We start from the raw sequence: 15,588 nt of genomic DNA, 5'->3' as shown, positions 1-15,588 counted from the left end.
CGCATGGCCCTGCGACCCTATCTCGACCACCGCCCCGTGCTCGGCGCACGCACCTATGTCGACGATGCCGCCACGGTGATCGGCGATGTCGTCCTCGGCGAGGACACCTCCGTCTGGCCGGGCACGGTGATCCGCGGCGACGTCAACTTCATCCGCATCGGCGACCGCACCAACGTGCAGGACGGCACGGTGATCCACGTGAGCCACGACGGCCCGCACGCCAAGCTCGGCGGCTTCGCCACGCGCATCGGCTCGGACGTCACCATCGGCCACAAGGCGATCATCCACGCCTGCATGATCGAGGATGCGGTGCTGATCGGCATGGGCGCGGTCCTGCTCGACGGCGCGGTGGTGAGGAAGCACGGCTTCGTCGGCGCCGGCGCACTGGTTCCGCCGGGCAAGGTCGTCGGCGAGGGCGAGCTGTGGCTCGGCAATCCGGCCAAGAAGGTGCGGATGCTGAGCGAGGCCGAGATCGAAGGCCTGTACTACTCGGCCCAGCACTACGTCCGGCTCAAGGACCGCTATCTCACGGGTGGCTGAGGCCTCCACGGCCGGTTAAAGTCGCGGCCATCCTAGGGGGATCACCACGATGAGCCAGTCGAACGCCGACACCGGTCGGGAATGGAATCCGTACGAGCTCGCGACGCCGATCGCAGCCGCGCCGGGGGTGCCGCAGTCGCTGACCGGGCTGTCGTTCGGGCCCGGGGTGGATGCGCGCGAGGCGGTCGAACCCGTGCTCGCCGGGCGGGTCGCGCGGCTGCTCGCGCATCTCATCAATACGGCGCTTCTGATGGTCCCGGTCGGTCTGGTCTTCCTGGCCAGCTACAAGGTGATCCGTCAGTACATGCTCACCGGTGAAGTGCATTCCACCACCGGTGCGACCACTGCGCTCCTCCTTGCCGGCCTGCTGATGGCCGGGCTGATCGCCTGGAACCTCGTGCTGCTCTACCAGCACGGGCAATCCATCGGCAAGCGCGTCATCGGCATCCGCATCGTCCGCAGCGATGGCGACGACGCGAGCCTTGCACGACTGGTCTTCATGCGCTTCGGAGCCCTGGTGGTGATCGGTGCGGTCCTCGCTGCCGTATCGCCCTACCTCAACTCGGCGTTCGCGTTGATCAACGTGCTCTTCATCTTCACCGTGGCGCGGCGGTGCCTGCACGACCACATCGCCGATACGATCGTCGTTACCGCCTGATCCGAGAACGATGCCGCGTCTCGACGCGGCGGCACGGATGCGCACGCTCCTCGACACCCACCACGACGTGGTGACGCCCGAAGGCGTCGCCCTGCACCTGCCCGTCGCCGGGCCGGTACCGCGCGCGCTCGCGTGGACGATCGACTTCCTGCTGCGCGGCGCGATCCTGTTCGCCGGCGCGATCGCGCTGGGCTTCCTCGGCGACGCCGGCCTCGGCGTGCACCTCGTGCTCCTGTTCGTCGTCACCTGGCTCTATCCCGTGCTCTTCGAGGTGCTGTGGGACGGGCGCACGCCGGGCAAGCGCGCGCTGCGCCTGCGCGTGATCGCCGACGACGGCGCGCCGATCGGCTGGCGCGCCTCGTTCACCCGCAACCTGCTGCGTACCGTCGACATGCTGCCGTTCGGCTATGCGGCGGGCCTCGTCGCGACACTCGCCGATCCGGCCGCGCGCCGGATCGGCGACATGGTCGCCGGCACGCTGGTGGTGCATGCGGTGGACGACACCGACGGCAGCGCGGCGCCGGTCGTGCATCCGCTGCCGCCACGCGTGCCGTTGCAGCTGCCCGAGCAGGCCGCGGTGGTCGCGTTCGCCGAGCGTGCGCCGCAGCTCACCGTGGCACGGCGCGACGAACTCGCCGACCTCGCCGCCCCGCTGGTGGACGCACGCGGCGCGCAGGCGGCCTCGCGCCTGTTCGCGGTGGCCAACTGGCTGCTGGGGCGGCGCCTGTGAAGCAGGACGTCTTCGTCGCCCGCCACCAGGACGAGTGGATCGCGCTCGAGGCCTGGCTCGACGCGCGCGGCGACAGCGCGCGCACTGCACGCCGCGCGCCGGAGATCGCGCAGCTCGCCGATGCCGACGTGCCCGCCGCCTACCGGCGCCTGTGCCAGCACCTCGCGCTCGCGCGCCGGCGCGGCTACAGCGCGCAGGTCACCGGCCGCCTGCAGGCGCTGATGCAGCGCGGCCATGCGGTGATCTACCGCACGCCGCCGCCGCGCTGGTCGCGCGTGGCGGTGTTCCTGCTCGCCGGCTTCCCGCGGCTGGTGCGCGCCGAGGCCGGAATGATGTGGGCGGCCGCCGCGCTGCTCTACGTACCAATGGTGCTGATGTTCGCGGCGATCCAGTGGCAACCGGACCTCTCTGCCGCGCTGTTCCCGCCCGAGCAGCTCGCGCAGTTCGAGGCGATGTACGACCCGGCCGACCCCGAGCGCCGCCTCGGCCGCGACGATGGCACGGACCTGGCGATGTTCGGCCACTACATCTGGAACAACATCTCGATCGGCTTCCGCACGTTCGCGCTCGGCATCGTCGGCGGCATCGGCACGATCTGGGCGCTGCTCACCAACGGCGTGATCATCGGCGGCGTCGCCGGGCACCTGCAGGCCATCGGGTACGGCGATCCGTTCTGGCGCTTCGTCGCCGGGCATTCCGCCTTCGAGCTGACCGCGATCGTGATCGCCGGCGGCGCGGGCCTGCAGCTCGGCCTGCGGCTGATCGCGCCCGGCAACCTTCGGCGGGCGGATGCGCTCGTGGTCGCCGGCCGGCGCGGCGCGCTGCTGTGCGCCGGCGTTTTCGTGATGCTGCTGATCGCCGCCTTCATCGAGGCCTTCTGGTCGTCGATCGGCTGGATGCCCGCGGCGGTGAAATACGGCGTCGCCGCCGTGCTCTGGACGATCGTGCTCGGCTGGCTGTGGCGCGGCGGGCGCGGCCTGCCGGCGGATAGCGACACATGAGGATCGACGCGCTCACCGTGGTGCTGCGCCCGCGTTCGGCCTGGGAGGCCGTCGAGCTCGGCACCGCGCTCGTGCGGCGCCATGCGCGCGCCGTCTGGCGCGCCTGGCTCGCGCTCGCGGTGCCGGTGTTCGTGCTCGTCAACGCCGCGGCCTGGGCGCTCGACCTGCTCTGGCTCGCGCCGCTGTTGATGTGGTGGCTCAAGCCGGCCTTCGATCGCGTGCCGCTGTTCGTGCTCTCGCGCGCCGTCTTCGGCGAGGTGCCCGACGTGCGCACGACGCTGCGCGGCGCGTTCCGCGACGGCCGGCGCTCGCTCTGGGGCTACCTGCTGTGGCGGCGCCTGACCCCGGCGCGCGCCCTGCTGATGCCCGTGGACATGCTGGAGGGCGGCGACCCGGCCACCGCGGGCGCGCGCCGCGCGGCGGTCGCCGGCCCGGCCTATGGCGTCGCGGCGCTCACGCTGGTCGTGTTCGTCCACTTCGAGGCCGCGCTCGCGCTCGCGACCGCATTGCTCGCCTTCCTGTTCGTGCCGCCCGAATACATGCAGAGCTCGATGCAGATGCTCTGGCGCCACCTGCAGGACGCGCCCGCCTGGCTCGCGCTGCTGCAGAACGCCTTGATGTTCGCGGCGACGTGCGTGCTCGAGCCGTTCTACGTCGGCACCGGCTTCGGCCAGTACCTCAACCGGCGCACCGAGATCGAGGGCTGGGACATCGAGCTCGCGTTCCGGCGCATGGCGCAGCGCCTCACCAGCGGCGCGGCGGGCGCGCTGCTGCTGGTGGCCTGCCTGCTACCGCTCGCTGCGCGCGCGCAGGCCGAAGTCGATGCGCCGCCGCGTGCCGCTGCCCCACGCTGCCCGCTGCCGGTCGGCGACACCACCACCGAATCGAAGACGATCGCGCAGATCTTCGGCGACGAGCGTCGCCCCGAGAAACCGCTGATCGACGCCGCCGAGCGCGCCTACAAGGACCCGCGGCTGACGCCCAAGCGCAAGGTCGGCACGTGGGAGCGGCGGCACCCGAAAAAAGACGAGCCTGAGAAGAACAGCCGCATGCCCGAATGGCTGCGCGCACTGCTCGGCGGCGTCGCGACCGCCGGCGAGTTGTTGCTCTGGGCGCTCGGCGGCGCCCTCGTCCTGCTGCTCCTGCTCACCGCCCGACGCTGGTGGCCGTGGCTGCGCGCGCTCGGCACGCCGCCGCCGGCCGCGCCGAAGGCGATCGTCGAGCGCGAGGCCGTCGCCGACGCGCCCCTGCCCGACGACATCGTCGCCGCGGCGCGCCGCCTGTATGCGGACGGCCGCCCGCGCGATGCGCTGGGGCTGCTGTACCGCGCGAGCGTCGAAGCGATGCTCGCCACCACCGGCCGGCCGCTGCCGCCGGGCGCGACCGAGGCCCAGTGCCTGCGCGCCGCCGCCGCGCTCCCGGCCGACATGCGCGACGCGTTCGCGCGCGTGGTCCGGCTCTGGCAGCACGCGGCCTATGCCGACCGCATGCCGGACGCCGACGCCTTCGACGCACTGATCGCCGCCGCGGCGCCGCGCTTCGGGTGGCGCGCATGAGCCGCACGCGCATCGCACTGCTCGTGGCCCTGATGCTCGCGCTCGTCGGTGGCGCGACCGCCTGGTGGCTCCACACCTTCAAGCGCGTCGACCGCTGGATCACGCTGCCGCGCACCGGCGAGGCCGCGAGCAATCCGCTGTTCGGCCTGCGCGTGGTGCTCGAGACGCAGGGCCGCCGCGTGCGCCCGGCCTATCGCCTCGACCTGCGCGCGATGCAGCCCGGCCCCCGCGATGTGATCGTCTACGACGGCGATCCGCGCTTGCTCGACGCACCCACCACCGACGCGCTCGCCGACTGGCTGCGCCGCGGCGGCCACCTCGTCGTCGCGCTGCCGCCGAATGCGCGCGACATCGAGGACTTCGTGCGGCCCGAGCTGCGCAGCGGCACGGCCCGGCGCCGCGGTCGCCTGCTCGCCGAGCTCGGGATCAGGCCGCGCGACGACTATGCGCCCTGCGCCTCGCTGCGCGTCGGCAAGGAGCCGACCTCGCTCTTCTGCGGCGATCGCCGTTTCGACGCACCGGCCGGTGCACTGCGGCGGTGGGGCGACGCGGGCGACGGCGACGTCTTTGCTCGCCTGCGGATGCCGGGCGGTCGCGGCACTATCGACGTGCTGGCCTCGATGGGCCCGCTGACCACCGACGGCCTCGAGGATGCCGAGACCGCCGCCTTCGCTCTGCAGCTGTTCCCGGCCCGCAGCGACGGCGTCGTGCACCTCGTGCATGCCACGGACATCCCCTCGCTGTGGGCCACGCTGCTGCGCGAGGGCTGGCGCGTCTGGCTGCCGCTCGTGCTGCTGCTCGCCGGCTGGCTGCTCGCCCGCATGCGCCGCCTCGGGCCGCTGCAGCCCACGCCCGAGCGTGCGCGACGTTCGCTGCTCGAGCATGTCGGCGCGAGCGGCGAGCACCAGTGGCGCTACGGCCAGGCCGTGCGCCTGCACGAGGCGATGCGCGATGCCTTCCTCGCGCGCCTGCGCCGCCGCGATCCGCACACGGCCGCGCTCGAAGGCCACGTGCAGGCCGTCGCGCTCGCCGAGCGGCTCAAGTTTTCCGTGGCGCAGATCCAGGATGCGCTCACCCCTCCGGATCCGCGCGACCGCAAGGCCTTCGTCGCGCGCATCAGAACCCTCGTCCGCATGAGAAACCGGCTATGACCGATACCCCCGCCCCGATGCTCACTGCCGAGCAGCTTGCCGACCACGCCGCGCGCCTGCGCGAGGCCGTGGGTGAGGCCTTCATCGGGCAGTCGCGCATGCTCGAGCAGATCCTCGTCGCGCTGCTCGCCGGCGGCCACGTGCTGATCGAGGGTGTGCCCGGCCTCGGCAAGACGCTGCTGGTGCGCGCGCTCGCCCGCGCGCTCGACTGCGGCTTCGCCCGCGTGCAGTTCACGCCCGACCTCATGCCGAGCGACATCAGCGGTCACGCGGTGTGGGACCCGAAGACCGAGACCTTCTCGATCCGTCGCGGCCCGGTGTTCACCAACCTGTTGCTCGCCGACGAGATCAACCGCGCGCCGGCCAAGACGCAGGCCGCGCTGCTCGAGGCCATGGCCGAGCGCCAGGTCACGATCGAAGGCCAGAGCTTCGAGCTGCCGCCGCCGTTCATGACGCTCGCCACGCAGAACCCGCTCGAGCACGAGGGCACGTACCCGCTGCCCGAGGCGCAGCTCGACCGCTTCCTGCTGAAGGTGCTGATCGGCTATCCCGACATCAAAGACGAGACGCGCATGGTGGCCGACGTCTCGCGCGGCGCTGCGAGCACCTTCGACCTCTCGCGCGTGCCGCGCGTGATGGGCCCGGACGAGCTCGTCGCCATGCAGCAGGCCACCGCGATGATCCACGTCGACGACGCGGTAATCGACTACGCCGTGCGCGTGGCCGCGAGCACGCGTGACTGGGCCGGTATCGCGCTCGGCGCCGGCCCGCGCGGCTCGATCGCGCTGGTGCGCTGCGCGCGTGCGCAGGCAGTGCTGTCCGGCCGCGATTTCGTCACGCCGGACGACGTGCGCGAGGTCGCATTGCCCGCGCTGCGCCACCGCATCGGCCTGGCGCCCGAACTGCAGCTCGAAGGGCAGTCGCCCGACACCGTGCTGCAGGCCCTGCTCGCACGCGTGCAAGCCCCGCGTCAGTGAACCAAAGGCGAGCCCCGAGCCGTGCGACCGCCCGTGACGCGACACCGCGTCGCACGGCCTGGCCGCGCCCGGCCGCGCCGCTGTTCGCATTGCTGGCGTCGTGGGGGCTGCTCGGCGTCGCCGCGAGCTTCCATCTCGTCGATGCGCGGCTCTGGACCTGGGCCGGCATCGCGCTCGGCGCGATCGTGCTGCTCGACGCGCTGCGCCTGCTGCGCCTGCGCGCGCCGCGCGTGCGCCGCCGCATGGCCGACACCTGGCCCGTCGGCATCGAGTCCACCGTCAACCTCGTCTTCGACGAGGCGCCACGCGCGCTGCGCTTCGATGTCTTCGACCTGCACCCCGGCGGCTGGCCGATGCAGGGCCTGCCCCGCCGCATCACGCTCAAGCGCGATCGCGAGGCGAGCGTCGAGTACACGCTGCGCCCGACCGCGCGCGGCGACTTCGACTTCGAGGGCACGCAGCTGCGCCTGCACTCGCCGTGGCGCCTGCTGCATCGCGACGTGATCGCGCCGACCGCGCACCGCGTCCGCGTCTTTCCCAACTTCGCACCGCTCGCGAAATTCGCGCTGTTCTCCTCCGAGCAGGCCTCAAGGCTCGTCGGCGCGCATCTCAAGCGCCGCCGCGGCGAGGGCACCGACTTCCACCAGATGCGCGAGTACCGCGTCGGCGACTCGCTGCGCCAGATCGACTGGAAGGCCACCGCGCGTACGCGCCGCCTCGTCTCGCGCGAATATCAGGACGAGCGCAACCAGCAGGTCGTGCTGATGCTCGACACCGGCCGCCGCCTGATGGCGCGCGACGGTGAGATGTCGCATTTCGACCACGTGCTCGACGCCTCGTTGCTCGTCGCATGGCTCGCATTGCGCCAGGGCGACGGCGTCGGGCTGCTCGCGAGCGGCGGCGACAGCGCCTGGGTGCCGCCGCAACGCGGCTCCACCGCGATCGACCGCCTGCTCGGCGCGACGTATGCATTGCAGCCGCAACCGGTCGCCACCGACTTCCTCGCCGCCGCCACCGACGTCGCCCTGCGCCAGCGCCGCCGTGCCCTGGTGATGATGGTGACCAACCTGCGCGACGAGGACATGGACGATGTGCTCGCCGGCGTCGCGCTGCTGCGCAAGCGCCATCTGGTCTGCGTGGCGAGCCTGCGCGAGACCGCGCTCGACGAGTCGCTCGCGAGCGAGGTCGATGACCTGCAGGGCGCCCTGCGTGCAGGTGCGACGGCGCAGTACCTCGCGCGTCGTGCTGCGGCGCACGAAGCCTTGCGCGCGCATGGCGTCATGGTGCTCGACGTGACGTGCGCGGAACTGCCGGGCGCGTTGGTGGAGCGGTATCTGGCAGTGAAGCGGGAAGGGGCGTTGTAGCCCGACGTGAAGAATCGAGTGAATGGTTCCACCCGTAGCGGCCATGGGGACCACTACGTATGATTGGCGCGCGGCGCAGGCCGTACCAAGGAATTCGGCGGGAAGGGCCGAAAGGGAAGGGGATAATGTCGAGTCTCATCAACCGCCGCATGAGCGCGGCGCTCGTTCTCGTGTGCGTTTCATGCATGTCGGTTTCAACCGCGGCCAAGAAGGAGCCGTGGGAGGAATATGACAAGCTCATCAGCGCACGGAAAACACTGACGCAGCAAGGCCCCGACCTGTTCGGCGACCACATTGATCTCGCGACCGGGGCATTGCAGTTCTCTGCGACCGACGCTGTCCTGCCAGGCAACTCGGCGCTGCCGGTCGCCGTGACGCGCAAATTTGATGCGAGTTCGAAGGGGCTTCCGGGCGCAGTATTTGGCGACTGGCAGATCGACATCCCGAACATTAGTGGGCTCTTCTCGGTCACTTGGCACAACGACCGCTGTGACAAGGCGGAGCCTCCAGGGGTGCCCGTCGTAGCCGACCCGGATGCCAATTTGGCTCCCGGCCGCCATTACTGGAAGGGTACCAAGGCGGATATGCCCGGGGGCGGCGAGCTGCTTCGCCCGACATCTTCGACAAATATGCCAACGGCAGGTGGCCCATATGTCTGGACCACTTCGGGGCGGGTGATGTTCAGCTGTCTCGCCTCCGTCAACAACGCACCTGGCCAGGGCTTTTTCGCTCTGGCGCCTGATGGGACCAAGTACTGGTTCAATCATATGGCCCAGTACGTCGCGGACCCGCACGTCGAGATCTGGCAGGTTCCGAATCGGACGAACCCGTACGACACCAACCCGACCGCGGCGTATGCCTCCGACGAAGTGCCGCGCCGTACGAATGTCCTCTATGCGACCCGCGTTGAAGATCGCTTCGGCAATTGGGTGGCTTACAACTACTCTAATACCTACGACCGGCCGCTGAAGATTAATTCGATCACGTCGAGCGATGGGCGATCGATCACCTTCCGCTACAACGGCTCGGGCCTTGTAGACCAGGTCGTCGCCGGCACGCAGCTTTTTCAGTACATCTACGGCTATGCGACCCGCTATAGCGCGCCATCGCTTTCGCAGGTCCTGCTTCCGGACGGATCGTCATGGAAGATCAATTTCTCAGCGCTTAGCTCCGAGATCGAATACGCAGCGGCCGATACACCGAACTGGCGTACATGCTTTCGACTGGCCGGCCTCGACCCGATGTTCTCCGGGCCCTTCGTGGGCACGATCACGCATCCGTCCGGCGCAGTCGGAACTTTCGAGACCGCGCCCCAGCGGTTCGGCCGCACAAAGGTCCCGGCTCTTTGTCGGAACTACGTACCTTCGACGGCTTCAAACAACTACAACGATCCGACGAACGACTACGCGATCTTTCCCATCAATTGGCATGCCATTGCCCTGATGAAGAAGACGCTGTCCGGTCCGTCGCTTGCGTCGTCCGTATGGACGTATGAGTACAGCTATGGGCACAGCTGGTTTTTCCCCGACGGCCAGACCGAGCCCTACAAGTGCGACAGCGATACCTGCGCGGAGCCGATTTGCGTCTCGGACGACTGTGCCGGCAGCGGGACGACGACCATCATCGGCCCGGACGGCTGGAAGCGCTACACCTTCGGAAATTCCTATCGGTACAACGAAGGAAAGCTGCTCAAGATCGAGGAAGGCGCGGACGCGGCAAACATCCTGCGGGTGACCACGAAAGCCTATGAGCTGGCCCAGGTCGGGCGGCCTTATCCGACGCGCATCGGCACGAGCCCGCTTGGCTATCTTGGTGACGGGTTCACGGCAGAGTTCCCGAGGCCCGAGATCGCGCGTGTCATCAACCAGCAGGACGCCAGTTTCAACTGGCAGGTGGATCGCAGCTGCTATGGCGCGCAGCTCTGCCTGGACGCCAATCTACGCCCGGTGAAGGAGGTTCGGTCGAGCAGTCGCGGTTACCAGCGTATCGACGAAACCAGCTACCACGACAATACCGCGCTCTGGGTTCTCGGGCAGACGGCACGTACCGCGACGTCCGGGATCGAGGTCTCTCGCACGGACTACAACGCACAGGCATTGCCTGAGCGCGTCTATGGCTTCGGCAAGCTTGAGCAGACCATGACCTACGACAGCGCCGGGCGATTGTCGACGGCGGCGGATGGGCGTGGCAACACGACGCGCCTTTCCGACTGGAAGCGCGGGATCCCGCAGTTGATCCAGCATCCCGATGGCACGCAGGAGACCGCGTCGGTCGATGACATGGGATGGATCCGCGCGGTAACCAACGAGGCCGGCTCCAAGACCTGCTATGGCTACGACGCGATGGGCCGAGTGTCGCTGGTCGAGCACCCGTCGGAGAGTCAACCGGGCGTCTGCGACACCACGCATTGGCACGCGACCCGTATCCGTCACGACCAGCTGCCGACGGCCGAATATGGCGTTCCCGCGGGCTCATGGCGCCGCGTCGAGGAGACCGGGAACGCCCGGAAAATCGCCCTGTTCGATGGACTGCTCCGCCCCATCGTCGAAGAGTCCTTCGATGCGGCGGACCGCCCCACCTCAGAGTCGTGGGTCGCGAAGCGCTACGACATGCGCGGAAACGTGACATTCGCGTCTTATCCCAGAAACCCCTACGAGTCGGGCGCGGTGACGTGGGCCGACGTCGCCAATGGGACGCGAACGAAGTTCGACGCGTTGGGGCGGCCGGTCCAGACCGAGCAGGACTCCGAGCAGGGGGTATTGACGACTCGGATCGACTACCAGCCTGGCTTCCGTCGCGTGACCACCAATCCACGGGGCTTCGCGACGGTCGAGGAATTCCAGGTCTTCGACGTCCCGTCGTTCGATTCGCCGGTGCTGATCGATGGCGCGGAGAACACCCGCACGGTGATCGAGCGGGACATCTTCGGCAAGCCGAAATCGATCAATCGCGGCCCGACCAACTAATGCCACGCTCGCGCGACCGGCTGTCGCAGCCGGCCGCGCGAGTCCGCTCGATCTGCAGTAGCGGATCCAGGGAAAGGAACATGTCTCGAATCAACATGGCGCTGTTCGGCAGCCTGTTCGCCCTCACGGCCACGCTGGTCGCCGTGCCGATGCCAGCTGCGGCGCAGTACTGCCCCGAGCCAACCCGGACGGGCTCGTGCTCGACCACGCCTGTCAATGCCAAGCCGGTCGTGAGCCTCACGTCGCCGGCCGCAGGAAATCATGGCTTTGCCCCGCGGACTCTTACGCTCACTGCCAACGCACGCGATAGCGACGACGGCGTCGCATCGGTGAAGTTCTATGCGGGGACGCAGCTGATCGGTACGGACACCACGGCGCCCTACGAGGTGCAGTGGGTCAATGCACCGCCCGGAACCCACTCGCTTCAGGCCGCCGCGACCGATACACGCGGCGCGAGCACGGCATCACCCGCAGTGAGCATCACTCTCGATGCCTCGCGCGTGATCGGCAACATCGACGGCATCGACTACCCCGGTGGTGTACCCCACCTCCGGGGTTGGGCATGCACGACAGGCTCGAACACGTCGATCGACGTGCATGTCTATGCCGGCGGCGCCTACGGCACCGGCAGCTTCGTCACCAGCAGCCGGGCCGCCGTGGCGAGCGAGCCCGCCGTGGCGGCTGCCTGCCAGTCGACGGGCACCAGCCACCGCTTCGCCGTCCCGCTTACCGAGGAGATCCGCCGCGTCCATGGCGGACGCACCCTCCACGTGCATGGGATCTCGCCAGTCGGGCAACCCAACAACGTATTGAGCCAGTCGGGCACATTCAGTGTGCCCGGCCTCCCCCCGCCCGCCCCATCGCCGGCGTCGATCACGCGTCGCTACGTCTACGACCAGCACCAGCAGCTCTGCAAGGTGATCGAGCCTGAAACGGGTTCGACCGTGATGGCCTATGACGCGGCCGGCAACCTCGCCTGGTCGGCAAGCGGTCTTGCGCTTCCCGCTGCGGATCGCTGTGACTACGGCGACCCGGCGATCGCTCCGCGCGCGTCGTCGCGGGACTACGACGCCCGCAATCGCCTGAAGACGCTGAACTTCCCCGATGGCCGCGGCAATCAGATCTGGAGCTACACCGCCGACGGCCTGCCTGAGCGGATCACCACCTACAACGATCCCGGCAATCAAAGCCCGGTCGTGAATACCTACCAGTACAACAGCCGCCGGATGCTCACCGGTGAAGGCTCGTCGCAGCCGGGCTGGTACGACTGGGGCCTGGGCTACGGCTACGACGCGCACGGCAACCTGAGCACGACCACCCAGACCCAGACCGGTGCCATCACGTATTTCGGCCCGAATGCGCTCGGCCAGCCGACGCAGGTGGTTGCCAACACGGGCACGTTCGCGACCGGCGTTCGCTACTACCCGAATGGCTCGATCCGCCAGTTCACCTACGGCAACGGCATTGTGCACACGATGGAGCAGAACGCGCGCCAGCTCCCCTCGCGTACGCGCAGCGCCGGCGCCAGCGTTCCGCTGGATACCACGTTCACGTACGACCCGAACGGCAACGTCAAGGACATCTACGACAACGCGCGTGGCGGCCACTACAACCGCCACATGTACTACGACGGCCTCGACCGCCTGACGGCGGCCGGCTCGTGGGCCTTTGGCGGCGATGCCTGGCATCGCTTCACCTACGACACGGTCGACAACATCCGGTCGTGGATGCACGCCGGCGGCCGCGACTTTGCCAATTACTACTACGAGCCGGGCACGAACCGCCTCACCGCCATCCAGAACTCGGCGGGCGCGACGGTCATGGGGTTCGCCTACGACCCGCAGGGCAACCTGAGGCAGAAGAACGGCCAGGGCTACGATTTCGATTACGGCAACCGTCTGCGCGTCACGCCGGATCGCGAGGTGTACCGTTACGACGGCCATGGCCGGCGCGTGCTGAACTGGCGCACCCCAGCGGCCCAAGGCGGCGACGTCCACGCCTACACGCTGTCGGTCTACAGCCAGGCCGGGCAGATCATGTTCGAGCACACGGACAAGGAGTGGACCGAGCACTACTACCTGGCCGGCAGCCTGATCGGCGATCGCACGTATGACTTCGCTACGGGCCAGGTTCGGCTGAAATATTTCCATACGGATGCGCTGGGGAGCCCGGTGGCGACGACGGATGCGGCCGGCCAGGTAATGTCGCGGACAGAGTGGGAACCGTATGGCGGCGCGATCGGCAAGCCGGCGTACCAGGGGATTGGATATACCGGGCACGTGATGGATGGGGCGACCGGGCTGACTTATATGCAGCAGCGGTATTACGACTCTGCTGTCGGACGTTTCCTGAGCGTCGATCCAATTGATGCCCATACAGGAAACATTGATCACTTCAATCGATACGCATATTCCTATAACAATCCATACGCGTATATCGACCCCGACGGCAGAGCTCCAAAGGAGAAGCCAGGGTGTGGCACTAGAATAAGCGGCCGCGCCGCAACCAATTGCACCTCGATCGAGCATGGCGCGGACGACAGTTCGGATACTAGGCGCACCGCTATGCAGCCACAAAATTACTGGGCGCAGCGGTCGAGTGATCCTCTGTATTGCGACGGAGGTGCTGACTGTGACTTTATGTACAACCAGAGTGAATTTGCTCTGGGTAACATCTCGCGTGAGGAATTTGCCGGACGAACACAAGCACAAGGTGCAGGTGGCACGGTCGGAGCGATACTCGGCCTTACGATGTATGCAGGAGCATACGCAATTCCAGTATTGAAGGAGGCCGGCGGGCTCGGCGTCACGGCGCACGGGGCAGTACGCCTCGGCGCAGCAGCTACAAGAGGCGGGGCGATCTCGCGTGCAGGTCTTGCCTACGTTAGGCTATTTGGCACACGGACTTTTCAGGCAGATGGGGCGCGTGTCTTCTTCTCAGTCAATCAAAATCGCGTGTCATTCGCAGTGTTTAATAAGGCGGGAAAACTCGTGACGTCAGGCGGTGGATGGGCGCTCAAGAGGGCGCAAAAAACTGCACAGCGTTACGGATGGGATAGAATCCCATGAAATATCAGTGCGCATATTGCGGCAACGAGGTGTTACGTTCTGCTGTTGACCCTATTCGGCTCACAGCTCACTCATTAGGCACGGATCCAGATAATCGGGAAGGCGCGCAAGACTTCTTTGTGCACGTTCGTTGCTTTGCTGAAAGGTTGCATCAAAGTGTCCCAATAGGCTGGGACCCAGACGAACGATGATTCGGGCGTTTGACGAATAAACGAAATAACGGGGTCAGGTTCACTTTCGGCGACCCCAAATAACGGGGTCAGGTTCACTTCCCTACCAATAACGGGGTCAGGTTCACTTCCCAGCGACCCCGAAATAAACGGGGTCAGGTTCACTTCCCACCGACCCTAGCGATCAAGGCCAGGAAATAACGGGGTCGGGTTCACTTCCGGCGACCCTAACGATCAAGGCTCGCATCTCAGCGGGCCTTCTCGTTTCCGAACTCGACCGACTCGCAACAGTTAATCAGGCGGGTTTGCTTACCCTGCTGTGGCAACCGGACGCCGTGCCGGTCGATGCGCTGGCCTAACGCCAGCGAAGCGCTGCGTCTTGGTCTCCACCATCGCCCGGAAGTCGTCACGGCCATAGGCGCGTTGCTGTTGCAGATAGAGGCGGATCGAGGCGAGTTCCTCATCGCTGATGGCTTCGGCGAGGAGAGCGCGGTAGGCGTCGGCTCGCTCGGGCTCTGTCGCACCAAGTGCCCGTTGGGCCGGGTGCAGCGTGAGCAAGGGATCGGCGCGCATCCCGCACAAGGCAGCACAGCTCGACCAGCCGAACGCGGTCGGGTCATCGGTGATCCGTGCACGGACGGGGTTGAGGTCGATGTAGCGCACGCAGCGCAGGACGTAGTCCGTGCTATCGACAAGGCAGGACTTGTAGCGGCCCTCCCACAGCGTGCCGGTGCGGCGATGCCGGGCGTTGAACTGGCCCACGTACTGGCGCCCGAGCTTCTGCATCAGTTGCCCGATCGCACCCATCGCGGGCGGTGTGATCAGCAGGTGCACATGGTTGTCCATCAGGACATACGCATGCAGCTGGCAGCGGGTGGCGGTCAGCGCTTGGCGGAGCAGGTGCCGATAGCGCGAACGGTCGCCGTCATCGAGGAAACAGGGCAGGCGGTTGTTGCCACGCTGCACGATGTGCTGCGGGATGCCGGGCAGGTCGAGACGGGGTTGGCGTGCCATCGGCACAGGATCGGGGCGCTGGCAGGGCAGCGGCGTCGGACGGGGCTGGCCGATCGGTAGGTCGAATCCGCAAAACGCGTCGGAAGTGAACCTGACCCGATTTGCCGTGCAGCCGCATGCTCCATACATCTGCCTGGCGTCGGCGGACGCGGAGCGACACGTGCGATATGCAGCGCTTATCGCAGACGGGTAACTGACGAGGAGTTGCAGGCCATCCGTCTCCGTGCGCAGCGCCAGGTCGCTCTCGGCGGCGATCGCATCCGCGAGGCGATCGAGGGGCGACTGCAACCGCCGTGGTCTCCGCGGGTCCGGGCGGCCGGCGAAGTCGTCGGGCGCATAGTTACGCCGAGCCGGGCCGGCGCGGTACTCTGCCCCTATACACACCACTCCAGC

At 67.8% G+C, this 15,588-nt stretch carries 12 protein-coding genes; 10 read left to right on the top strand and 2 right to left on the bottom strand.

Features of this window, described 5'->3' with window-relative positions; genetic code table 11:
• The first annotated feature begins 3 nt into the window (after positions 1-3).
• The 10 genes from ACYVJJ_RS03315 to ACYVJJ_RS03270 all read left to right on the top strand — a co-directional run bounded on the left by ACYVJJ_RS03315 (position 4) and on the right by ACYVJJ_RS03270 (position 14,011).
• Entirely contained in the window at positions 4-540 is a 537-nt protein-coding gene (locus ACYVJJ_RS03315; protein ID WP_460831090.1) for a gamma carbonic anhydrase family protein, read from the top strand.
• A gap of 49 nt (positions 541-589) precedes the next feature.
• Positions 590-1,198 carry an RDD family protein gene (locus ACYVJJ_RS03310; protein WP_460831088.1) on the top strand — a complete coding sequence of 203 codons (609 nt, stop codon included), beginning with the start codon at positions 590-592 and terminating at the stop codon, positions 1,196-1,198.
• Between the two features lie 10 nt (positions 1,199-1,208).
• A complete protein-coding gene (locus tag ACYVJJ_RS03305; protein WP_460831086.1) occupies positions 1,209-1,928 on the top strand; it encodes an RDD family protein in 720 nt (239 codons plus the stop codon).
• Positions 1,925-2,929, top strand: coding sequence for a stage II sporulation protein M (locus tag ACYVJJ_RS03300; RefSeq protein ID WP_460831084.1), 1,005 nt, complete (start codon positions 1,925-1,927; stop codon positions 2,927-2,929). The genes ACYVJJ_RS03305 and ACYVJJ_RS03300 overlap by 4 nt, the downstream gene beginning before the upstream one ends.
• Complete coding sequence (locus ACYVJJ_RS03295; protein WP_460831082.1) at positions 2,926-4,485, top strand: DUF4129 domain-containing protein; 1,560 nt, start codon at positions 2,926-2,928, stop codon at positions 4,483-4,485. Before ACYVJJ_RS03300 ends, ACYVJJ_RS03295 begins: the two co-directional genes overlap by 4 nt.
• The gene (locus tag ACYVJJ_RS03290; protein WP_460831080.1) at positions 4,482-5,636 is read left to right on the top strand and encodes a DUF4350 domain-containing protein; all 1,155 of its coding nucleotides are present in this window, start codon (positions 4,482-4,484) and stop codon (positions 5,634-5,636) included. The genes ACYVJJ_RS03295 and ACYVJJ_RS03290 overlap by 4 nt, the downstream gene beginning before the upstream one ends.
• A 17-nt stretch (positions 5,637-5,653) precedes the next feature.
• A complete protein-coding gene (locus ACYVJJ_RS03285) occupies positions 5,654-6,613 on the top strand; it encodes an AAA family ATPase (RefSeq protein WP_460831210.1) in 960 nt (319 codons plus the stop codon).
• Positions 6,614-6,702: 89 nt separating this feature from the next.
• Complete coding sequence (locus ACYVJJ_RS03280) at positions 6,703-7,977, top strand: DUF58 domain-containing protein (protein ID WP_460831079.1); 1,275 nt, start codon at positions 6,703-6,705, stop codon at positions 7,975-7,977.
• Between the two features lie 125 nt (positions 7,978-8,102).
• Entirely contained in the window at positions 8,103-10,943 is a 2,841-nt protein-coding gene (locus ACYVJJ_RS03275) for a wall associated protein (protein WP_460831077.1), read from the top strand.
• A gap of 80 nt (positions 10,944-11,023) precedes the next feature.
• The gene (locus ACYVJJ_RS03270) at positions 11,024-14,011 is read left to right on the top strand and encodes an RHS repeat-associated core domain-containing protein (protein WP_460831076.1); all 2,988 of its coding nucleotides are present in this window, start codon (positions 11,024-11,026) and stop codon (positions 14,009-14,011) included.
• Positions 14,012-14,085: 74 nt separating this feature from the next.
• On the opposite strand, the gene ACYVJJ_RS03265 is transcribed toward ACYVJJ_RS03270, so the two are convergent.
• Together ACYVJJ_RS03265 and ACYVJJ_RS03260 are read right to left on the bottom strand one after the other, a co-directional pair.
• The gene (locus ACYVJJ_RS03265) at positions 14,086-14,346 is read right to left on the bottom strand and encodes a hypothetical protein (protein WP_460831074.1); all 261 of its coding nucleotides are present in this window, start codon (positions 14,344-14,346) and stop codon (positions 14,086-14,088) included.
• A 144-nt stretch (positions 14,347-14,490) separates the two neighbouring features.
• Entirely contained in the window at positions 14,491-15,483 is a 993-nt protein-coding gene (locus tag ACYVJJ_RS03260; RefSeq protein ID WP_460831072.1) for a transposase, read from the bottom strand.
• Positions 15,484-15,588 lie beyond the last annotated feature (105 nt).

The organism is Lysobacter humi (ex Lee et al. 2017), from assembly GCF_054781815.1.
Note: the sequence above shows the minus strand (reverse complement) of the source record. Positions and strands in the feature narration are given on the sequence as shown.

Coding starts and splice junctions, on each gene's coding strand:
- ACYVJJ_RS03315 (WP_460831090.1), top strand. CDS start 4: ATGGCCCTGCGACCCTATCTCGACCACCGCCCCGTGCTCGGCGCACGC.
- ACYVJJ_RS03310 (WP_460831088.1), top strand. CDS start 590: ATGAGCCAGTCGAACGCCGACACCGGTCGGGAATGGAATCCGTACGAG.
- ACYVJJ_RS03290 (WP_460831080.1), top strand. CDS start 4,482: ATGAGCCGCACGCGCATCGCACTGCTCGTGGCCCTGATGCTCGCGCTC.
- ACYVJJ_RS03270 (WP_460831076.1), top strand. CDS start 11,024: ATGTCTCGAATCAACATGGCGCTGTTCGGCAGCCTGTTCGCCCTCACG.
- ACYVJJ_RS03295 (WP_460831082.1), top strand. CDS start 2,926: ATGAGGATCGACGCGCTCACCGTGGTGCTGCGCCCGCGTTCGGCCTGG.
- ACYVJJ_RS03285 (WP_460831210.1), top strand. CDS start 5,654: ATGCTCACTGCCGAGCAGCTTGCCGACCACGCCGCGCGCCTGCGCGAG.
- ACYVJJ_RS03305 (WP_460831086.1), top strand. CDS start 1,209: ATGCCGCGTCTCGACGCGGCGGCACGGATGCGCACGCTCCTCGACACC.
- ACYVJJ_RS03275 (WP_460831077.1), top strand. CDS start 8,103: ATGTCGAGTCTCATCAACCGCCGCATGAGCGCGGCGCTCGTTCTCGTG.